Annotated in this window: 17 protein-coding genes; 15 read left to right on the top strand and 2 right to left on the bottom strand. The window is 46.1% G+C overall.

Features of this window, described 5'->3' with window-relative positions; all coding sequences use genetic code 11:
* Positions 1 to 35: 35 nt before the first annotated feature.
* Positions 36 to 1,040 (top strand): hypothetical protein, encoded by a 1,005-nt coding sequence (locus tag R3D00_25925; protein ID MEZ4776641.1) that lies wholly within the window; start codon positions 36 to 38, stop codon positions 1,038 to 1,040.
* A 7-nt stretch (positions 1,041 to 1,047) separates the two neighbouring features.
* Here R3D00_25925 and R3D00_25920 read toward each other — a convergent pair whose 3' ends face one another.
* Together R3D00_25920 and R3D00_25915 are read right to left on the bottom strand one after the other, a co-directional pair.
* Positions 1,048 to 2,007 carry an SH3 domain-containing protein gene (locus R3D00_25920; GenBank protein ID MEZ4776640.1) on the bottom strand — a complete coding sequence of 320 codons (960 nt, stop codon included), beginning with the start codon at positions 2,005 to 2,007 and terminating at the stop codon, positions 1,048 to 1,050.
* 46 nt (positions 2,008 to 2,053) lie between these two features.
* Positions 2,054 to 2,746: an arylesterase gene (locus R3D00_25915; protein ID MEZ4776639.1), complete on the bottom strand. Its 693-nt coding sequence runs from the start codon at positions 2,744 to 2,746 to the stop codon at positions 2,054 to 2,056.
* A gap of 153 nt (positions 2,747 to 2,899) precedes the next feature.
* On the opposite strand from R3D00_25915, the gene R3D00_25910 reads away from it, so the two are divergent.
* From R3D00_25910 to murD, 14 genes are all read left to right on the top strand, one after another.
* On the top strand, positions 2,900 to 3,514 hold the full coding sequence (locus R3D00_25910) for an ABC transporter ATP-binding protein (GenBank protein MEZ4776638.1): 615 nt from the start codon (positions 2,900 to 2,902) through the stop codon (positions 3,512 to 3,514).
* A 23-nt stretch (positions 3,515 to 3,537) separates the two neighbouring features.
* The gene (locus R3D00_25905) at positions 3,538 to 6,069 is read left to right on the top strand and encodes an FtsX-like permease family protein (GenBank protein MEZ4776637.1); all 2,532 of its coding nucleotides are present in this window, start codon (positions 3,538 to 3,540) and stop codon (positions 6,067 to 6,069) included.
* Between the two features lie 112 nt (positions 6,070 to 6,181).
* Positions 6,182 to 7,855, top strand: a complete 1,674-nt coding sequence (locus R3D00_25900; GenBank protein ID MEZ4776636.1) for an amidohydrolase — start codon at positions 6,182 to 6,184, stop codon at positions 7,853 to 7,855.
* Between the two features lie 31 nt (positions 7,856 to 7,886).
* Positions 7,887 to 8,852, top strand: coding sequence for a polyprenyl synthetase family protein (locus R3D00_25895; protein ID MEZ4776635.1), 966 nt, complete (start codon positions 7,887 to 7,889; stop codon positions 8,850 to 8,852).
* Between the two features lie 203 nt (positions 8,853 to 9,055).
* A complete protein-coding gene (locus R3D00_25890) occupies positions 9,056 to 9,694 on the top strand; it encodes a rhomboid family intramembrane serine protease (protein MEZ4776634.1) in 639 nt (212 codons plus the stop codon).
* A 194-nt stretch (positions 9,695 to 9,888) separates the two neighbouring features.
* Entirely contained in the window at positions 9,889 to 10,500 is a 612-nt protein-coding gene (locus R3D00_25885; GenBank protein ID MEZ4776633.1) for a hypothetical protein, read from the top strand.
* Positions 10,501 to 10,624: 124 nt separating this feature from the next.
* Positions 10,625 to 12,613 (top strand): VWA domain-containing protein, encoded by a 1,989-nt coding sequence (locus R3D00_25880; protein ID MEZ4776632.1) that lies wholly within the window; start codon positions 10,625 to 10,627, stop codon positions 12,611 to 12,613.
* A gap of 275 nt (positions 12,614 to 12,888) precedes the next feature.
* Positions 12,889 to 13,344 (top strand): division/cell wall cluster transcriptional repressor MraZ, encoded by a 456-nt coding sequence (gene mraZ, locus R3D00_25875; GenBank protein ID MEZ4776631.1) that lies wholly within the window; start codon positions 12,889 to 12,891, stop codon positions 13,342 to 13,344.
* Positions 13,341 to 14,246 carry a 16S rRNA (cytosine(1402)-N(4))-methyltransferase RsmH gene (gene rsmH / locus R3D00_25870; protein MEZ4776630.1) on the top strand — a complete coding sequence of 302 codons (906 nt, stop codon included), beginning with the start codon at positions 13,341 to 13,343 and terminating at the stop codon, positions 14,244 to 14,246. The genes mraZ and rsmH overlap by 4 nt, the downstream gene beginning before the upstream one ends.
* 34 nt (positions 14,247 to 14,280) lie before the next feature.
* On the top strand, positions 14,281 to 14,634 hold the full coding sequence (locus R3D00_25865) for an FtsL-like putative cell division protein (protein MEZ4776629.1): 354 nt from the start codon (positions 14,281 to 14,283) through the stop codon (positions 14,632 to 14,634).
* Positions 14,635 to 14,757: 123 nt separating this feature from the next.
* Positions 14,758 to 16,848, top strand: a complete 2,091-nt coding sequence (locus R3D00_25860) for a penicillin-binding protein (protein MEZ4776628.1) — start codon at positions 14,758 to 14,760, stop codon at positions 16,846 to 16,848.
* A 14-nt stretch (positions 16,849 to 16,862) separates the two neighbouring features.
* On the top strand, positions 16,863 to 18,326 hold the full coding sequence (locus tag R3D00_25855) for a UDP-N-acetylmuramoyl-L-alanyl-D-glutamate--2,6-diaminopimelate ligase (protein MEZ4776627.1): 1,464 nt from the start codon (positions 16,863 to 16,865) through the stop codon (positions 18,324 to 18,326).
* 76 nt (positions 18,327 to 18,402) lie between these two features.
* Positions 18,403 to 19,839 (top strand): phospho-N-acetylmuramoyl-pentapeptide-transferase, encoded by a 1,437-nt coding sequence (gene mraY / locus R3D00_25850; protein MEZ4776626.1) that lies wholly within the window; start codon positions 18,403 to 18,405, stop codon positions 19,837 to 19,839.
* Positions 19,840 to 19,841: 2 nt separating this feature from the next.
* On the top strand, positions 19,842 to 21,182 hold the full coding sequence (gene murD / locus R3D00_25845; GenBank protein MEZ4776625.1) for a UDP-N-acetylmuramoyl-L-alanine--D-glutamate ligase: 1,341 nt from the start codon (positions 19,842 to 19,844) through the stop codon (positions 21,180 to 21,182).
* The last annotated feature ends 6 nt before the right edge of the window (positions 21,183 to 21,188 follow it).

Here is a 21,188-nt window from a genome sequence, read left to right as displayed (position 1 = left end):
AACCTTTCTTTAGGCAGAAAATATACATTTCTCCCGTGAATTTTGTAACTTATCCCCTGAGAACTTACGACACCGATATGCGCATTCAATCTCTAGCTACTGCCGGCGAGATCGGCATATTCTTTTTACTTGTCATGATGTCAACTCCGGGTTTTGTGGCGCGGCAGCTGAATAAGCCTGCGTCGGGTATTTTGGTTGCTCATCTCGCAGATGGGGATAAGAAGGGGATTGAGCCTATTCGCAAGATTTTTGCGATGAAAAACCCAGGCTACGAGTTGGATTATTTGTCAGGAAAAACGACTATCAAAAAATCAGATAAGGAGGCGCAAATCGTATTTATCCAGACCGGAACTACCAATGTGACCCTTACCTCAGGGGAAAGCTCGCAGGTATCGGTGGGAGATATCGTTTTGCTCCGCAAAGGTGAAGGCCTGGTCGCTGACAGTGCGCTCAATATGCTGGTGTTTACAGCTCCTGAAGCGCCATCGATGGAGATTCCTTCATTTGTGCGGCCAGATTGGGACCCCAAAATCACGGATACGCCCGGCGGTTGTGCGACAGAAACCAATGCTTACCGGCGCATTTTGCTTACCTGGCTGGAAAAGGTCGGCGCATATCAGTATCACAACCTGAATGCCCATCGGGTGAGGATTATGGATTCATTTTCGCATTACCACCCTTTAGAAGGCGGATTTGACGAATTTTACCTTGTGCAAATGGTTTTACCCGGGGGCAAGCTACTTACCAGCGATCAGGTGTCGTTGATAGAAACCCCGGAGCAAATCACTGAAAATCAGGCGAAAGGACTGATTTTTGAAACACCACTTGCCGTTGGAGATCTGGTATATATCCCACGAGGCGTAATGCACCGCGGAGTTGGAGGCGTATTGGCCCAGGTAATTACCGTTCCCGGTTTTGTTCCCGGCTCCGAAATAGGCGTTGACCATCACCTTCGCAAAATCAGCGAGCGGTTTGGTTTGGAAGGAGAAAATGCCCTGCCCTACAATGTAGATGCATCAGATCGGGCAGTGATCAAGTAATCGCTAATTATTCCGCCAGTTTTTTGGAGGTGAAATAGCCGTACACCCATCCTTCCTGTCCTTCAAATTCAATTTTGTACCAATAGTCATTCATTTCGCGAATGGGTATCCGCTGTCCTTTTTCAAGGATGGTACAGATGTCGCCATCTTTCAGTTTGAAGACGATATTATCGGATCCGTTATCAGGGGCAGAGCGGACGTTAAGAACGTCAGCGGTGATGTACAATTGGTTGGGAGGGAGTTCTTCTCTGTTGGAGACTTTGGCCAGGGCTTCATCTGCCATAGATATGAGGGAAGACTGTTTGAATGTACTATTCTCAACGAGTGAGGTGAGGGCTTCTTTTTGTTTTTCGGGTGTTTTTTCTTCCATTGCCCTGTCGACGAGGATGGCAACAGTTACATCCACTTCGTCAGTGCTGATTTTATCACCACTTTGGATCCAGCCTGATTTTTTCTTTTCCTTACCAAAAGCTTCAGCCCAGCCGGGTTTGTCGCTGGCAATGATGGCGACGATCTCACCACGGGAGAATTTTTCATTATTGAAAGTGGTGAGATCCGGTCTTTTATAAATTTCGATATCTTCGATGGCCACACCCCGTTCGGCATTGATGGCAAAGAGGTGGTCAAAAGACCAGCCTGTTTTCCCATCGGAGAGGGTCATTTCGACATAGTTGCGTTTTTCGCTGGCCACTTCTTCGGCGTTTCCGGTGAGGGTAACAATTTCTCCAAAATTGATACTTGCGAGGTATTTATTGTTGTTGCCCATACCAGGTTTTTCGCGTAGACCGGCAGGAGACCAGAGGCAGATCGCGAGGTTGTCGGTGGCGGAATGGGCTGTGGTTTGCTCTACGGCATCAGGAGAGTCGTTGGTTACATTTGCGGCTTCTTCAGAGGAACTTTCCTCATTACCACAGGAAGCTAAAAAAAACAGAACGGCAAATAATAGCCAATGGAGAGAATTTTTCATTTTGCGTGTGTTTTGGGGACAAGTTAATAATTTTTGAGAAACTTGATTAACACTCAGCCTCCAAAACCTTACACAATACTTCCCAGACATTTTCCATTACGATTTTATGCCCTTCCACCGTCGGGTGAATACCGTCACCCAGGTTGAGTTTTGGGTCACCGGCTACCCCATTAAGCAAAAATGGAATCAGTACCAGGTTGTTTTTTTCTGCAAGTTCGGGATATATCACCTGAAACTGTTTTCCGTAGTCAGGTCCCATATTGGGGGGAACCATCATACCGCAGAGCACAATTTTAGTATTGCTGTCATTGGTCCGTACCTTATCAATGATTTCCTGAAGATTGCGCCGTGTTTCTGCCGGGTCGATGCCTCTCAGGCCGTCATTTGCACCGAGCTCCAAAACAAAAACAGCAGGTTTTTGCTTTAATAACCAGTCCACACGGTTTTTGCCGGAAGAAGTCGTCTCTCCGCTCAAACCTGCATTAATTACCTTATAATCAAGAGAAAGAGAGTCCAGTCGGTTTTGGATCAGTGCAGGGAAAGCCTGTGAAAGTTCGAGCCCATAACCTGCGGTAAGGCTGTTGCCAAAAAATAAAATGACAGGCTTATCCGTCTGTACGGTTGAGTTCGCAGAAAGCGTGTCGGAAGGTTTGTTTTGATCGGTTGTTTCTGTCTGTTTTTCAGGAGAATTGCAGGCAAATAACAAGGCAAAAGAAAAGAATAGACAAAAGAGTCTCATGATTAATTTTTTGTAAAAATATAAAAAGTAATTTAGTCTTTATAATGGTTAATGGTTAATGGTCAATGGTTAATGGGGAATTAAAATTTAGTTGAAGTGAATCATATTTTATCTGTAAAAAATCTTACAAAAACTTATGCCAGTGCCGGACAAATGTTGACGGTGCTGGATGATGTGAGTTTTGATATTCATGCTGGCGATACCGCTGCGATTGTGGGGCCGTCGGGTAGTGGAAAAACAACTTTGCTGGGGCTTTGTGCGGGCCTTGACCGGGCGAGTTCGGGTTCAGTCTATCTCAATAATATCCGGCTGGATGAGCTGACGGAAGACCAGCGCGCTGCTGTTCGCAATGCGCATGTAGGTTTTATTTTCCAGAGTTTTCAATTGTTGCCAACGCTGACGGCGGTGGAAAATATCATGGTTCCGCTCGAATTACGCGGAACTACCGGTGTGCGGGGACTTGCCATGGAGTTGCTCGACAGGGTAGGGTTAGCAGACCGGTCTCATCATTATCCAGTGCAGCTTTCAGGCGGAGAGCAACAGCGAGTCTCAATGGCAAGGGCATTTGTCAATCAACCGAAAATACTCTTTGCGGATGAGCCAACGGGGAATCTGGATGCCGAGACCAGCCAAAAAGTCGAAGATCTTTTATTTGAACTTAACCGCGAAGCGGGCACAACCCTCGTCGTCGTCACCCACGACCTCGAACTAGCCGCCAAAACTCAGCGAATCATCAGGCTCAAAGGGGGGAAAGTCGTCAGTGAATAGCGCTGTATCAATCATATACAATAATGAACTTCGAAAAATATAAATGGCTCTGGAAAATGGCGTGGCGTGATAGTCGTCGCAGCCGATCCAGGCTGGTATTGTTTACGTCTTCGATTATCCTCGGAGTGGCGGCCCTTGTTGCAATTAATTCATTCGAAGACAACCTGCGGGAAGAAATTCAGGGGGAAGCGCGTAAGCTGTTGGGAGCAGATCTGATGATCAACAATAACCAGGCATTTAGCGACTCTGCGCTGATATTTATGGACTCCCTGGGAGGCAAACAAGCCAATGAACTGTATTTCGCCTCCATGGTTTATTTTCCCAAAAGCATGGGCACACGATTGGTACAGGTTCGTGCTCTGGAAGGGGAATATCCGTTTTATGGAGAAATAGAGGCACTCCCGGCAGCGGTGTCGCGCACTTTTCAGCAGGGGCAGTACGCGCTGGTAGACCAGACCCTGATGCTTCAGTATAATGCTGAAATAGGTGATTCAGTAAAGATTGGCAATCTGATGTTTGAAATTGCCGGCAAACTCCTGCGTGTACCGGGCCAAAGCGGAATCACCGCTACGGTAGCAGCCCCCGTGTATATTCCCATGCAATACCTCGATCAAACCGGGCTTGTCCAAAAAGGTAGCCGCATCAACTATCAGCGATACTATAAGTTTGACGATGGGCGGGATGTTGAGAAAATGATGAAAGGTCTTGAGACCAAAATGCGCGCACTAAGCCTTCGTTATGATACCGTGGAGGAGAAAAAAAACGATACCAGTCGTGCCTTCGCCAATCTGAGCGAATTTCTCAACCTCGTAGGTTTTGTGGCATTATTGCTGGGTTGTGTGGGTGTGGCAAGTGCCGTACATATCTATATTCGGGAAAAAATTGATACCGTAGCCGTACTTCGGTGCCTGGGGGCAACGGGTAGCCAGGCATTTCTGATATTTTTGATTCAGATTGGTGGGATGGGCTTTTTGGGTTCGGTTGCGGGGGCACTTCTGGGTAGCCAGATACAGACGATTTTGCCAGCGGTGCTCCGGGATTTTTTGCCTTTTAAAGCCAATTTTGGCATTTCTGTTTCTGCTATCCTGGAAGGAATTGGCGTTGGGGTAATTATTTCCATGCTTTTTGCGCTCCTGCCTTTGCTGGCCATTCGCAGAGTTTCCCCGCTGAGTGCCATCCGTTCTTCCTTTCAACCCGAATCTTCGTCCCGGGATTACCTTCAGTGGGCAGTAAGTGGTTTGATTGGTCTGTTTATCTTTGGTTTTGCTTATTTACAGATCGGACAATGGCGGAGTGCCTTGATATTTTCACTTTCGCTGCTAGGGGCATTTTTACTATTGACCGGACTTGCCTGGCTGACGATGTGGCTGGTGAGAAAATATTTCCCTGCGCGATGGAGCTATTTGTGGAGGCAGAGTCTGGCGAATCTGTACCGTCCCAATAATATGACCCTCACGCTGATTGTGTCCATTGGCCTGGGTACAGGACTGATTTCCACTTTGTATTTTGTACAGGGCCTGCTGGTCGAAACCGTAGCCTTTTCCGATAAAGGAAACCTGCCCAATATGGTGCTGTTCGATATTCAGACAAACCAAAAGGAAGAAGTCGCCACACTTACCCGTTCATTTGGGTTTCCTGTTATGCAGCAAGTGCCGATTGTGACCATGCGACTGGACTCGCTGAAAGGAAGGAGCCGGGAGGAGTTACTGGCCGACACGACAGAAGGGGTGAGCAGCGGCACATTAAACCGTGAGTATCGGGTGACTTTTCGCGATACGCTCATAGATACAGAAAAGATTGTGGAAGGGAAATGGTATGGGAATGCAGGCGATACGATTTTTATTTCAGTGGAGGAAGGTTTTGGAAAGGGGGCGATGGAACTGTCCCTGGGAGACGAAGTCGTATTTGATGTCCAGGGCGTACCTGTGAAAACATATGTGGGTAGCTTCCGGAAAGTGGATTTTCAGCGTGTGCAGACCAATTTTCTGGTGGTTTTTCCGACAGGTGTGCTGGAAAATGCGCCACAGTTTCACGTATTGATTACGAAAGTGAGCGATCAGGAAACCTCCGCCAAATTTCAACAGAAAGTTGCCCTTACCTATCCGAATATTTCTCTGGTGGATTTGGGCCTGATTCTTTCTACCGTGGAAGAAGTGCTGAATAAGGTCTCCTTTGTTATCCGGTTTATGGCAATGTTTAGTATATTTACCGGACTGATTGTGCTGATAGGCTCGGTGATCATATCAAAGTACCAACGAATACAGGAAAGCGTATTGCTGCGAACTTTGGGTGCCAGCCGTCGGCAGATATTGACAATCAATGCACTGGAATACATGATTTTGGGAGGATTAGCTTCCTTCTCCGGAATTTTACTCGCATTGTTGAGCACATGGGGACTGGCGGTATTTACTTTCGAAACAGCATTTGTGCCTGATGTGGTTCCAGCCCTGGTTGTATTTGTTGTAATAACCGGTATTACGGTGATCATCGGACTGACCAATAGCAGGAGTGTACTCAATAATCCACCGCTGGAAATTTTGAGAAAGGAGGGGTAGTTTTGGGGTTTGTACCCCGTTAACGGGGTACAGCGACCTCCTTACAACGTATATTCCGGCAAATCGGTTTTCCCGCCTTCAAAAAATTTCTACTTTTCTGAAAAACTTATCTATGCGCATTCTCCTCATTCTGACTACCATAATCTTCGCGGCATGCACCCCTGGGCCGGTTGCCGATTTTGTCCTTATAAACGGCAATATTTACACCGTAAACCCTGCGCAGCCTCGTGCAGAAGCGGTGGCGGTTAAAGGTGGAAAGATTATCGCAGTTGGTACTGCTTCCGAAATACATTCGTTGACCGGAAGTAAAACGGAAATTCTCGACCTGGAGGGCAAAACGGTGGTTCCTGGTCTGATAGAAAGCCATGCGCATATCATGGGGGTAGGGGAAAATCAGCGGTATCTCAACCTCATGACGGTGAGTAGCTACGAAGAATTGGTGGAAAAAGTAGCAGCCGCTGTCTCCAAATCTAAACCTGGCGATTGGATACTCGGAAGGGGCTGGCATCAGAGTAAATGGATCCCTCAGCCGGAAATGATTACCGGCTACCAGACCCACGAAAAATTGAGCGCCGTTTCACCCCAAAACCCGGTCTTCCTGACACATGCCAGCGGACATGCGGCGTTTGCCAACGCAAAAGCCATGGAATTGGCTGGTATTACGCCTGGTATGACCTTTGGCGAGGATGGCGAAATTATTCAGTATCCCGATGGCCGTCCTACCGGCATTTTTACGGAGAGCGCTGCCGGACTGATCGGCAAATTTGTGCCGCAGGATACCCCCGAAAGTCTCCGGCTGGATCTTCAGGCTGCCATTGACGAATGCCTGGCAAACGGACTGACCAGTTTTCAGGATGCAGGCGCTGGCCCCGCTGCCATAGAAACCTTTCAGGCTTTTGTGCGCGAGGGTAAAATGTCTGTTCGCCTCTGGACCATGCTCGACGGGAGTAATGAAGAACTCCTGCAAACCTGGTATGCAAACGGACCACAAACAGAAGATGAATATCTGACCATACGGGCAATAAAACTATATGCTGATGGTGCACTGGGCTCCCGGGGTGCGTGGTTACTGGAAGAATATTCGGACAGACATGGACATTTTGGCAACCCCATTATGCCGATGGACTATGTGGAAACTGTAGCACAAGATGCCCTGAAATATGGATTTCAGGTATGTGTTCACGCCATTGGCGACAGGGCTAACCGCGAAGTGCTGGACCGGTTTGAAACCGCTTTTGCACAACACCCGGAGGTAAAAGATCCTCGTTTTAGAATAGAACATGCCCAACATCTTGATCCGGAAGATATTCCCCGCTTTGCCCAACTAGGCGTAATCGCTTCTATGCAGGCGATTCACATGTCTTCTGACAGGCCCTGGGCGATTGACCGGCTGGGGAAAAAACGTATTGAAGACGGCGCTTATGTCTGGCGCAAACTGATAGACTCAGGCGCAAAGGTGATCAATGGTACAGATGCCCCTGTAGAGCCCCTTAGCCCTATCGCCTGCTTTTACGCTTCTGTCTCACGTAAAACCCTTGCCGGAGACCCTCCCGGCGGATTTGAGCCCGGCCAGAAAATGACCAGAGATGAGGCACTTCGGTCCTATACGCTCGACGCAGCGTATGGTGCTTTTCAGGAAAATGAAAAAGGTTCTCTGGAGGTGGGAAAACTGGCAGACTTTACGGTCCTTTCTCAGGATATTATGACAGTGGAAGAAGAAAAACTACTAAATACTGAGATTGAATACACAATTGTAGGTGGGGTTGTGAGGTATAAAAAACCTTAGTTACTTTGCAGTGCTATTTACCCCAAACCGCATGCAGAATACCACTGAGCTAAAAGCCGCCGTAGAGAAGTATATAGAAAATCTCGGGCTGGACAATCGGAAACCAGCCAACTTGTACCAGCCAATGGCCTATATCCTGTCTCTAAAGGGAAAAAGAATTCGCCCGATACTGACGATGCTTGCCTATCAGGCCGTCTCCGGGCAACAGCCTGCCCATGCGATGAACCTGGCAGTGGCGGTGGAAGTATTTCATAATTTTACTCTCGTTCATGATGATATCATGGACCGTGCACCAGTGAGAAGGGGAAATGCCACCGTACATATCAAGTGGGATGAAAATGTGGCTATCCTCTCCGGCGATGCACTGCTTGCATTTTCCATGGATATGGTGACCCGTGATTTTCCCGAAAAGGCAGCACAACTGGTGAAAGAATATACCCATGTTTCATTGGCTGTCTGCGAAGGACAGATGGAAGATATGGATTTGGCGATTCAGACCAATGCCACCATTCCCGATTACCTGGAAATGATTCGCAAAAAAACAGCGGCTTTATTAGGGGGCTGTATGAGCCTCGGCGCAATTGCTGGCGGAGCAGACCTCGAAATTGTCAGCCAGTTTAGAGAATTTGGCGAAAGCCTGGGTATTGGCTTTCAACTTCAGGATGATCTGATGGACGCTTTTCCGCCGGAAGGATTTGGCAAACAGGTAGGCGGTGATATTATTGAAAATAAAAAAACCTACCTTTTGCTGAAAGCTCAGGAACTTGCTGATCCTGGCCAGAAGTCCAAAATTGATGAATTGTTGCAGAAAAATACGGAATCCAAGGTGGAGGAAATGCTGACCTTATTCCGCGAACTGGATATAGAAGCCCATACCCAAAAACTTATTCTCAGCTATTTTGACCGGGCCAAAGCTCTGGGACAAGCGCTCTCCCAAAAGACAAAGTTTGAACCCCTTCGGTCTTACCTCCAGGAAATCGCCAACCGGCAGATATAAGGAGTTGCTTCCGATGGCTTCGAGAACCTCAGCCACCAGAAGCAACTCCTCAGCCACCGGGTGAATTCCCCAGTCACAGGACACTACTTCGAATCCTCCTGATTCAGCCACCCAAAAAGTGTGATAGATTTCCCGTAATATTGATTTTGGAATTATTTTTCAAGTGGGTTATTTGTATTCCGTAATAAACACCTGAAAAGATAATGGCTTTATCCTACATACTGGAGGCACCCGTTGCACTTGGCATTTTACTGATTACCCTGGGATTGAGCATCTGGGGATTGCTGGATGAGAATTTCCAGGATAAAAATATCCTCGTTCCTTATGATATGCTGATTTATAAGGAATACTGGCGAATTCTTACCAGCGGGTTTGTGCATGGCAATTATTTACATATGCTCATGAACATGGTCTCCTTTTATTTCTTCAGTTTTATTCTGGAACATCGCCTTGGCCATTGGCAGTTTTTGGCACTATATATATTGGGGCTGCTGCTCAGCAACCTGTATGTGGTAATCCGTTATAGAAATGACACGTCTTATGAAGGCTCCGTAGGGGCCTCCGGGGCCATTAGTGCGGTTGTACTGAGTGCGGTCATCTGTAATCCTTATTTGAAGTTTGGTTTGCCGGTCATTTCAGAGAAATGGCCCGTGCTGCAACTGCCCGGTTATCTGGTTGCACTGGGATTTATGATATATAGCCTGGTAAATATGTTCCGCAAGTCAGAGATGAAGATCAATCATGCTGCACATCTTTGGGGCGCATTGGCGGGTATTGCCCTTACCTTCCTGCTAAAACCGGATGTAACGGACATTTTATACCGGTGGATGAACAGATTTTGAGATGAAATATAAAGGACTGAAAATGAGATAAGTACAAATTTTTAAGTCATTTCCTGAATTAGTAATTCATAAAAAAACAGTTAAATTTTTATGAATTATTCAAAATATTTTAAAAATCTTTTGCAGATTGATAAAATAGTCGTAAGTTTGTTAAGAAATCTTTAAAGCACTTATGTTTTACTTAACAAATTATTATGAACCAATTCAGGCTTTTAGGATTAGTAACTTTCTCTTTTCTGACCGTCAGCATGTTTGGCCAAAGCGCCAGTAATCTTGCAAGTTCTTTAAACGAACCACAGGTCAGTATTGTTTCGAACCCCGTTGGGAATTTGTTTCACCTTGTATATAATTCACCTACCCAGCAATCGCTTCGCATTCGTGTGGTTGATGCTGAAAATCATGAATTATATCGGGAGAAAGTCAAAGAAACTTCCGGGTTTATCAAACCGCTCAACTTCAGTCAGGCTCCCAAAGGTGATTATGTCGTCATCGTTACCGGGGAAGACGGAGATTTCAGACAGGAACTGGCACTTAAGGTGGAAGCTAAACCCGCTCCCGTCTTTATGGCCGACGTGGTTACCTTCGCTGACTCCAGAAAAGTTCGATTGAATGTTTCGGGTGAAGAAGATGGCTCTGTTTTTGTAGAAGTACTTGACAGCAGACGGAAAACGATTTTCTCCGATGTTGTGAAACTCGATGAAAACTCCGGTCGTATGTTTAACCTGGAAAAAGCATTAACCGATCAGGTTATTTTCAGAGTGTACGGTGAATCAGATGTTGTTGAAAAACTGGTCGCACTCAAATAAAATAATTCAAGAATTCGTTTTGTGAGTAGTAGTAGTAGTAGTTAGTTCGTAAGCAGGCTCCCCAAGGGCCTGCTTTTTTTCATTGTGTCTCCGGATGTGTATCTTGCTTTCAAATCCCCTTGCCATGCGCCAATATTTTTTCTTTTTACTGAATTCCTCCGCACTTTTTTTTCTGCTGTCGCCCACGACCCTGGCTCAGGATCATGAAAGAATTTTTTATGAATACATAAAACTCAGCAGCCAGACAGAATCATTAGCTGATATCCTCACTTCTTCGGTCGAATTTGGCCGGGGCCTGGCCGCTATCGGAGACCTCGATGGCGACAATGTCTCTGAGATCGCGGTCTCCGCCCCCAACGATGAGGCCGGTGCGCTCTGGATTCTTTTTATGGACAAAGAGGGAAATATCAAACAAAAGAAAAAAATTGCCGCCGGCATAAGCGGTTTTACCGGAAATACAACTCTGGCGGGAGGGTTTGGCTCCAGAATCGAAGCCGCCGGCGACTGGGACAAAGATGGGATTCCCGATATTCTTGTCGCAGAACCCCGCGCGAAACTGGGGGTACTTGAATATGGAGCTATCTGGCTGCTCCTTTTACAAGCAGACGGATCTGTAAAATCACATTATTTCTATAGCGGAAGAACCCCCGGAATCATGGGGCAACTGGCTAAAGATCAGTTCTTTGGCTCGGATGTCGCCCTGTTAAAAGATATGGACGGAGATGGGATCGATGAATGGGCAGTTGGAAGTGCAATGGATCCCGAAAAAGGAAAAGGAAACGTCTGGATTATTTTTCCGGATGATAAAGGTGAAATCAAAAAAACAGTCATTATAGAAACAGGAAGTGGGGGTTTTTCGGGGAACCTTACCCGTGGCGACCAGTTTGGGATTTCTGTCGAATCGCTGGGGGATCTGGACCAGGATGGCGTTGCAGATCTGGCCGTAGGTGCTATGCTCGATGATGAAGCCGGTTTTAATAAAGGGGCGGTATGGATGCTGTTTCTCAACCCCGATGGCTCTGTCAAAAGTCATCAGAAAATCATTTCAAACCAAAACGGATTTTCGGGATATATCGATCTGGACGATCGTTGGGGAACTTCCCTTGCCCTGGTAGGGGATATGAACGGAGATACGATTCCGGATCTGGCTGTCAGTGCCTATTCAGATGATGATGGCGGAAAAGATCGGGGCGCCGTATATATTTTGTATCTGAAACGCGATGGGACGGTATTGGACAATCACAAAATCAGCGAAACCTCCCGCAATTTTGAGGGAATTTTTGAATCGAAATACCAGTGGGCCCTGTCGGTAAGTCCGCTGGGAGATCTCAATGAAGACGGAAGAAATGATCTTCTCGTCAGCGGGCAAAATGACAGTGATCGTAAAGGCTCCGTTTGGATGTTGTTTCCTGCCGCATGGCCTGAGCGGTTGATGCGAAAGGGAGTATGGGCCGAAGGCGCCGGAACATTTTCAGCCGAAGACAGCGCCATGCTGTATAAAGGCGCCAAAACGGCGGAGGATTCTGCCCGGGTGGACAGCAGCTACGACCTTTCAGGATACGCCCCCAATAATTTGATATTTTTGCTGGATGTATCCGCTTCCATGAGAAAACCCAATGGATTGCCATTATTGCAGCATGCTTTTACCGAGCTGCTGGCCTATATGCGTCCTGAGGATAAAATATCTGTAATTACCTATTCCGGCAGGCCGACGGTCGAACTCAGCGGGGTACCGGCATCAGAACAGGAAAAAATAGCGGCTACCATCAACCAGTTGATTTCATCGGGAGAAACCAAACCTGTCAGAGCCGTAGAGCTGGCCTATGAGGTCGCTCGTTTGCACTTCATAGAAGGCGGAAATAACCGGATCATTTTTGCCACAGATGGCGGATTTGAAATACAGGTTCTTGACAAGCCGCTGGAAAAACTTCCCACCAAAGATATCCCGCTCAGCGTTTTTTACTTTGGCAAACTACCAGCATTTAAGATTGCCGAAATGAACGAAATTGCCCGCAGAGGATTTGGCAATTCCGCCCACATTACTTCCGGTTCCGTCACCCAATCGTTGTTGCAGGAAGTGAAACAAATTCGGATGAAAACAACCGGCAACTAACCCAAGTTCAGACTTTTTTGGGAAATCCTCCCACTCTTCCCCAGTTATTACCACTTTTTCCCATGGTCCAACCATAGGGAATTTGCTTATTTTATTATCATTTGCATCAAAAGTTTGGATTTTTAAACTAATATTATTAGTATTGTTCTGTATTTAGCTAATACCATGAGTTGTTGTGACAATTTGTGGAAATTTAGTATAGAATTCGTGGGAAAAAGTGGGAAATTGTGGGAACTTTTTTATAGTTTTACATAATTGATTTAGTGTCCATAATTATGACCTCACTGATCGGCGAATACAATTGCAAACTGGATGACAAGGGCAGGTTTCTCCTGCCTGCGGGACTCCGTAAGCAATTGCCCGAAGATCAGCAGTCGGACTTTGTCATCAACCGGGGGCTGGACAAATGTCTGGTATTGTATCCGGTGCAGGTTTGGGAGAAAGAGTTGGAGCGTTTGCAGTCTCGCAACCAGTATGTGAAGAAAAACAGGGCATTTACCCGAATGTTTCTGAATGGTGCGACACAGTTGACGTTGGATGGCAGTGCAAGGGTATTGCTTCCCAAGCGTTTGATGGAGTTTGCGGGAATCGGCAAAGATGTTGTATTGGTAGCGCAGATCGACAAAGTAGAGATATGGGACCAGGCGACATATGAAGGTTGGTTGGAGGAACCGGGGTTTGATTTTGAGACATTGGCTGAAGAAGTCATGGCAGGGGGGGACGAGGAATGAGTTACCACATACCGGTTTTGTTACAGGAGTCGGTAGACCTCCTCGCAGTCAAACCCGGTGGAATATATGTGGATGTGACACATGGCGGAGGAGGGCATTCAGCTGAAATATTGTCAAGGTTGGACAAAAACGGGCAATTAATTGCCTTTGACAGAGATAAAGATGCCGCAGAGAAAGTAGTGAAAGATGATCGGTTGAGGTTCTTTGCGTCAGATTTTAAGTTCATTGAAACAGTTTTGAGTAACGCAGGCATAGGTCCTGTGGATGGGATTATTGCAGATCTGGGCATATCTTCTCACCAGATTGATACACCCGAAAGGGGGTTCAGTTTTCGGTTTGATGCACCGCTCGATATGCGAATGGATATTTCCCAGCCGCTTACTGCATCTTCCATCCTGAATGAGCTGGATGAGCAGGAACTGACCGTTATATTTTCCCGTTACGGAGAAGTGCCCAATAGCCGGAAGCTGGCCCGGGTGGTAGTAGATGGCAGGCAAAAGGCACCCATAGTGACTACCCGGCAGTTTGAGATCCTGATTGAAAGTTGTATCCCCGCCCAACGGAGATCCAAATACCTCGCTCAGGTGTATCAGGCACTTCGGATTGTGGTAAACCGGGAAATGGAAGCGCTGGAAGCTTTATTGCTGGCTTCCCTGAAAATCCTGAGTCCGGGCGGTCGTATCGTAGTGATTGCTTATCATTCTCTGGAAGACCGGATGGTTAAAAACTTTTTCAGATCCGGAAATCTTGCCGGAAAAGAAGAAAAAGACTTCTACGGAAGACCCCTGACACCCTGGACAAAAATAACGCGGAGTGCCATTCAGGCAAGTGAAGCGGAAATTGAACGCAATCCCAGAGCCAGAAGCGCGAGACTCAGAGCCGTCGAAAAAACAGAAATTTAGTCTTGATTTTACAAATACCAAACGCAGCGAAATAGTGAAAATTCTTAGTAAATATCGTTTACCCTTGCAGAAAAATGGAAAACCCGGCACCGGTGCAAAACGCCGCGGCGGTATATCCATGGGCGTGGTGGATGACTATATTAAGTTCATGCTATTCCTCGCCGCAATTGGTCTGGTATATATATGGAACTCGCACCACGCTGAGCGCCAGGTCAAAACTATGGAATCCTACCGCGTTGAAGTAAAAAGACTGAAGTCTAATTACCTGCTTAAGGAATCCACACTCAGCGCAGGTACCCGCCTTTCGGAAATTCAGCAGATCGTGGACACCATCGGACTTCGAACGCTCGATGAGCCCGCTTATAAAATTATTAGTACGCATAATTAATATCCAGCTCTACTCTTTAATCCTTTCGCCCAATTCTGCTCTGTTCCCTGACATAAACCCGGTCCCTGTTGGACTGAAATATTTGTTTAAAATTTTTAAGAAATGAATTGATTGCCAGGTAAAATGAAAAGTGTTTCCAATCACATATTACTACGGGTTTATACACTCTTCGCCTTCTTCCTTTTGTTTGGCGGGCTGATCGTTTTGCGGGTGATGACCATTCAATGGAACAAAAGTGAATGGGTACAGAAGGAAATCGAAGACCAGGTGTTCTTTAAAAAGATGGTCGCCGACAGAGGCAATATCGTTTCTGAAGATGGTACCATCATGGCTACGAGTTTGCCCTTTTACCGTATTGCCATGGACCCTTCCATCATCGATACGGCTACCTGGTTAAACTTCAACGATTCTCTGATGCTGCTGGCAACAAACCTCGCCAGCCATTTTGGAGACAAAGAAGAAGATACCCTTATGTATTATCACCGGATCAAAGATGCCCTGGTCCGTGGAGACAAACACGTTTACCTCTCGCGTAAAAAACTCAACTTCAAGGAGCTTGAAATGGCCAAAAAATGGCCCATTATTAATATGGGGCGCTATAAGGGAGGCCTGGTTATTGAAAAATTCAACAATGAACGTTACTATCCCATGGGCGAACTCGCCCGAATTACCCTGGGGCGCCTGGTTGACGATACGCTTGGAATCCGGGGGATTGAGTATTCGTTTAACCGCGAATTGAGAGGCCGGGATGGTTATATTATTGCGCAGAAAGTAGTCGGGGACTCGTATGTTCCGCTTGATGAATTTGGTGATGACGGATCCAGGGATGGTCTCGACGTAGTGACCACCCTTAATGTAGATATGCAGGATGTCGTAGAAAATGCTCTCCGTAAGGGGGTGGAAAAACACGCGGCCAAATATGGAACTGCCATTCTGATTGAAGTGGAAACCGGGAAAATCAGAGCTTTGGCCAACTATCCTGAGAATTTTAACTATGGGATCGCCACACAGACAGAGCCTGGCTCTACCTTCAAAACGGCTTCAGCGCTGGCTTTGCTGGAAGACAACCTCATCGATGTATGTGATACTATCGATACAGGCAATGGCTCCGTTATGTACGATGATAAAGAGGTTACTGACAACGGCCACGCCTGGGGAGAGATTGAGTTTGAAAAGGTGTTTGCACACTCATCCAATGTTGGGATGTCCATGACGGTGAATGAGCACTTTGGTGCCAATCCGGATCGCTATATGGAGCATTTGAAAAACTTCGGCTTTTTTGCGACCAGTGATTTTCAACTGTTTGGAGAGCCGCAGCCGATTATCATCACACCCGATAGTAAAGATTGGACAATCGCTACTTTGCCTTCTCTTTCTTATGGTTACTCCATTCAGGTTACGCCTCTGCAAATGGCTGTGTTTTACAATGGCGTCGCCAATCAGGGCAAACTCATGAAACCCTGGATTGTCAAAGAGGTGAGAGATAATTCGAGGATTATCCAATCTTATGGCCCGGAAATGCTGAACCCTCAAATGTGTACCAAAGAAGCTGCAATCAAAGTACGGGAACTCATGAAAGCAGTGGTTGATTACGGTACCGCTCAGCCGGCTTTCCGTAACATGCCATTTGAAGTTGCCGGAAAAACCGGTACAGCCAGAAAAATACAGAATGGCCAGTATGTAAAAAAATACCGGGCATCGTTTGGTGGGTTTTTCCCCGCCAATAATCCCCGCTATACTTTGTATGTCATGGTGGATGAACCAGAAGGTGGATATGCTTCCGGTGGTACAGTGGCCGCCCCGATTTTCAGAGAGATCGCCGACGAAATTTATGCGATGGATATGAAACTCTCGAAGATTCCCCGGAAAGAAGATCCCCGCCCGACACGTAAACCGGCAAATCAACTGATGTTTACCCAAAGCGCAAAGATGGTTTATCCTGAATTTGGGATCAATACCAGCACACTTCCAGAAGGTGAATGGGTGAAAGCAGAAACGAACGGGCACCAGATTAATCTGGCGCCATTTGAAAATAATAAAGAAAATATGACCATTCCCAATGTCAGGGGCATGACCAGTCGCGATGCGATAACCCTGCTGGAAAGGATGGGAGTACGAGTTATTTTAAAAGGTACCGGAAGGGTAAGGCGACAATCGCTTTTACCTGGGTACAAAATAGGGAATGAGGCCTCGATCACATTATTTCTCGGATAGAAAAAAAAGAACCAGTGAAACTCGCAGCATTACTGAATCAAGTACCTACAATTACGATTCATGGTACTACAGACCGGGAAATAACAGATGTTCACTTTGATTCGAGATCAGTGAAGGAGGAAATGCTGTTTGTCGCTGTAAAAGGTACAGCAAGCGACGGGCATCAGTTCATTGACATGGCGATAGCCAAAGGTGCAAGTGCAATTGTATGTGAAATATTGCCTGAAAAGCTGGAAACAACTGTTACCTATGTGCAGGTAGAAAACAGTCAGCGGGAACTTGCCTATATCCTTTCCAACTTTTACGGAAATCCTTCCCGCAAATTAATTGTTGTGGGAGTTACCGGTACAAATGGAAAAACTACTTCTGTAAATCTGTTGCACAGGTTGTTTCAACAGATGGGATATATGTCGGGTATGATTTCTACAATCGGTAATAAAATCGGTGAAAAAGAAATACCTGCAACGCATACCACACCTGACCCCAGACAACTCCATATGCTGTTTGCGGAAATGGTGAAGGAGGGCTGTGAATATTGTTTCATGGAAGTGAGTAGCCATTCACTGGTACAACACCGGGTCACAGGAATTCCCTTCCGCCTGGCAATGTTTACCAATATTACTCACGACCACCTCGACTACCACGGAAGTTTTGCGGAGTATATCAGGGCTAAAAAAATTCTGTTTGATCAACTCCCTGCCGATGCTGTTGCGCTTATCAATGCAGATGATAAAAACAGTAAGGTGATGGTGCAGAATACCCGGGCAACTGTCAGGCAGTTTGCAATAAACCGAATGGCTGACTACCACGCAAAAATCGTTGAAAATACTTTTCACGGTTTGCTGTTGCGTCTCGAAAATGAGGAGGTATGGTTTCGGATGATCGGCAGCTTTAATGCTTACAACCTCCTGATGGTGATTGGTGCGGCAGTCGAACTTGGGCTTGACAGGCGGGAAGTGCTGGAATGCCTTAGTGGTTTTGATGGAGTTTCGGGGCGATTTCAGGTTATCCGAAGTAAAAGTACTGCGATTACAGGCATTGTCGATTACGCGCATACTCCTGACGCGCTGGAAAATGTACTCAATACGATTAAGAATATTCACCAGGCAGGAGGAAAAATCATCACGGTTGTAGGTTGTGGCGGAAACCGGGATAAGGAAAAACGGCCGGTTATGGGAAGGATTGCCGTGGAAAAATCAGATCAGGTGATATTCACCTCTGACAATCCCCGCAATGAAGAGCCGCAGGCAATTCTTGACGAGATTGAGCGGGGAGTGTCGATCACACAGAAAAAAAAGACGCTGGTGATCGAAAACCGCAGGGAAGCGATCAGAACCGCCAGCCGGCTGGCCAATGCCCAGGATGTGATCCTGGTCGCAGGAAAAGGACATGAAGATTATCAGGAGATTAAAGGGGTAAAATATCCGTTTGACGACAGGGCAATATTGAAGGAAGCATTGGATGAGTTTCACGGTTAATACCTAAATAAAATAGAAATAGTAACAGAGGATAAATTGAGGCGAAGTGCATCACCAAAAAAAATAACAACAAGAGATGCTTTATTACTTTCTGGATTGGCTGCATAAAACTTATGACTTACCCGGGTTTGGGGTATTCCAGTTCATTACGTTCAGGGCAATCCTCTCAATTATTTTCTCGCTCATTATTTCTTTGCTCATAGGCAAAAAGATCATTGACTTACTGAGAAAAAACCTGATCGGAGAAGTTGTAAGAGACAGTTCTACCGGTCCTGACCACGCCGCAAAAGCAGGGACTCCCACTATGGGCGGACTGATTATCATTGCCGCAATTGTGATTCCAACACTGTTGTGGGGGGATATTCAAAACGGATACGTCTGGCTGATTTTACTTGGGACTATCTGGATGGGCGTTATCGGATTTGTTGACGATTATATCAAAGTCTTCAAAAAAGATAAGCAGGGATTGAAAGGTAAATTCAAAATCATTGGCCAGATCGGACTGGGACTGATTGTCGGGATCACGATGTTGTTTCACCCTGATTTTATGGGAAGCCGGGCAAATATTACCCAGCTAAATAAAATCAAGACCAACCGCCTCCTGCGCGATGCTGGATTTTTGACAGGCGACGAATTGGTAAAAATTAATGGTGAGGCTTTTACGACTTTTCCCGATGGCGAAATCTACGATGAGTTGGCGCTATATCGGGTGATTCGAATAACAAAAGATTCTCTGGGTGAAACGAAACCTGAAGAAAAAATCATTTTGATCCCTCAGGAACAACGCAAGCTCATAGCCAGTGAGCTTTTCGGGCCTGAAGATCAGAGTTTTATATACATTACAGATTTTCCTTTTTTCAAAGAATATGTCTTTGACTATTCGAAGGTGTTTTTTCTCGATCGGGTGATTGACCCCAATGTTCTTGGAAGAATTGTATATCTGCTCATTGTCATATTTGTCGTAACCGCTGTTTCCAATAGTGTGAATCTTACAGACGGTATTGATGGACTGGCTGCCGGAACCACCGCAATTGTAGGCGCCGGACTTGGGGTATTTGCTTATGTTTCGGGTAACTATGTCTTTTCCAATTACCTGAACATTAGCTATATACCGCTTTCCGCAGAGCTTTTGGTATATGTGGCGGCATTGGTTGGTGGCTGTTTGGGCTTTCTCTGGTACAATGCTTACCCCGCTCAGGTTTTTATGGGAGATACGGGAAGCCTTGCATTGGGAGGAGCCGTCGGGATTCTTTCTTTGATGGTCAAAAAAGAATTGTTACTGCCGATTCTGTGCGGAATCTTCTTCGCAGAATCCATTTCAGTGATTGTTCAGGTTTCGTACTTCAAGTATACGAAGCGAAAATATGGAGAAGGAAGGCGGATTTTTAGAATGTCCCCGCTGCATCATCACTATGAGAAGGCCGGGTTACATGAATCAAAAATCGTCGCGAGGTTTTGGATTGTGGCAATATTGATGGTTTTAGTAGCATTTGCAACCTTAAAACTTAGATAACAATGGCCAAAACAGCAATTCTGGGAGGGGGGGAAAGTGGCGTAGGTGCAGCTATTCTGGCAAAGAAACAGGGGGAAGAAGTATGGCTATCTGATACAGGGTCGATAAAGGAGAATTATAAAAGTGAATTGATACAACATGCGATTCCATTCGAAGAAGGAACGCACAGTATAGATAAGTTCTTTGAAGCAGATGTGATTGTGAAAAGTCCGGGAATTCCCGGTACCGTGCCAATCATTCAGCAGTTGAAAGCAGCGGGTAAATCCGTGATTTCCGAAATAGAATATGCTTCCCGCTATACCCATGCGAGAATCATCGGAATCACAGGTAGTAATGGGAAAACCACTACTACTTCCTTGATTTATCATTTGCTCATAGCAGCAGGAAAAGACGTGGGTCTGGGTGGTAACATCGGCCAGAGCTTCGCCTTACAGGTTGCCATGGGCAAAAGGGAAGGATATGTGCTGGAAATCAGTAGTTTCCAACTGGACGATATCCAAAATTTCCACCCCGAAGTGGCTGTTCTGCTGAATATTACGCCTGACCATCTGGATCGGTATGGCTACAATTTCGACAACTATGCCGCAGCAAAATTCAGAATTACAGAGAATCAGACCATGCATAATGCATTCATTTGGTGTCTGGAAGATGAACAAAGCTTGCGAATGATGGAGAAAACGAAGGTGTCGGCCCAAATGCTGGGATTTGGTCTTAAAAAAGCGCCAGATTCTGCGGCGTGGATGGAAAACCATCAGCTGTGTCTGGCTTCTACAGGGCCTTTGATGGATTTCAGGGAAATGAAACTCCTTGGAAAACACAACGAGGCAAATACCCTGGCTGCACTTCTGGCAGTTGAAGCCTATGGCGTGGATGTAAAGGCGGTTTTGCCGGCACTGAAGACATTCTCCCCGATTGAACACAGGTTGGAGCCTGCTGGCGACATGGATGGTATTCGGTACATCAATGACTCCAAAGCCACAAATGTGGACGCTGTCTATTTCGCATTGGAAGGACTGGAAGGGCCAATTGTATGGATTGCCGGAGGGGTTGATAAAGGAAATGATTACACTTCACTTATACCGCTTGTCCTGGAAAAGGTGAAGGCCATTGTTGTCCTGGGAGAAAATAAAGGAAAATTTCTCAAAGCGTTTCATGCGCCGGTATATCAGGCAATGAGTATGAGCGCAGCGGTTGAGACTGCCCGGGGACTATCACAATCAGGAGATACGGTTCTGCTTTCACCTGCATGTGCAAGTTTTGATCTGTTTAACAACTATGAAGACAGAGGAAAACAGTTTAAAACAGTCGTACAGGAAATGATTCAAAAGAAGAAAAACTCATAAATACAG

The sequence above is a fragment of the Bacteroidia bacterium genome (genome assembly GCA_041391665.1).
GTDB lineage: Bacteria > Bacteroidota > Bacteroidia > J057 > J057 > JAGQVA01.
This window is presented reverse-complemented; position numbering and strand designations above follow the sequence as displayed.

Bases quoted from the DNA above. Each gene is read 5' to 3' on its own strand.
- R3D00_25920 (MEZ4776640.1), bottom strand. From the start codon at position 2,007: ATGAAAAATTCTCTCCATTGGCTATTATTTGCCGTTCTGTTTTTTTTA.
- R3D00_25915 (MEZ4776639.1), bottom strand. From the start codon at position 2,746: ATGAGACTCTTTTGTCTATTCTTTTCTTTTGCCTTGTTATTTGCCTGC.
- R3D00_25910 (MEZ4776638.1), top strand. From the start codon at position 2,900: ATGTTGACGGTGCTGGATGATGTGAGTTTTGATATTCATGCTGGCGAT.
- R3D00_25905 (MEZ4776637.1), top strand. From the start codon at position 3,538: ATGAACTTCGAAAAATATAAATGGCTCTGGAAAATGGCGTGGCGTGAT.
- R3D00_25900 (MEZ4776636.1), top strand. From the start codon at position 6,182: ATGCGCATTCTCCTCATTCTGACTACCATAATCTTCGCGGCATGCACC.
- R3D00_25895 (MEZ4776635.1), top strand. From the start codon at position 7,887: ATGCAGAATACCACTGAGCTAAAAGCCGCCGTAGAGAAGTATATAGAA.
- R3D00_25890 (MEZ4776634.1), top strand. From the start codon at position 9,056: ATGGCTTTATCCTACATACTGGAGGCACCCGTTGCACTTGGCATTTTA.
- R3D00_25885 (MEZ4776633.1), top strand. From the start codon at position 9,889: ATGAACCAATTCAGGCTTTTAGGATTAGTAACTTTCTCTTTTCTGACC.
- R3D00_25880 (MEZ4776632.1), top strand. From the start codon at position 10,625: ATGCGCCAATATTTTTTCTTTTTACTGAATTCCTCCGCACTTTTTTTT.
- mraZ (MEZ4776631.1), top strand. From the start codon at position 12,889: ATGACCTCACTGATCGGCGAATACAATTGCAAACTGGATGACAAGGGC.
- rsmH (MEZ4776630.1), top strand. From the start codon at position 13,341: ATGAGTTACCACATACCGGTTTTGTTACAGGAGTCGGTAGACCTCCTC.
- R3D00_25860 (MEZ4776628.1), top strand. From the start codon at position 14,758: ATGAAAAGTGTTTCCAATCACATATTACTACGGGTTTATACACTCTTC.
- mraY (MEZ4776626.1), top strand. From the start codon at position 18,403: ATGCTTTATTACTTTCTGGATTGGCTGCATAAAACTTATGACTTACCC.
- murD (MEZ4776625.1), top strand. From the start codon at position 19,842: ATGGCCAAAACAGCAATTCTGGGAGGGGGGGAAAGTGGCGTAGGTGCA.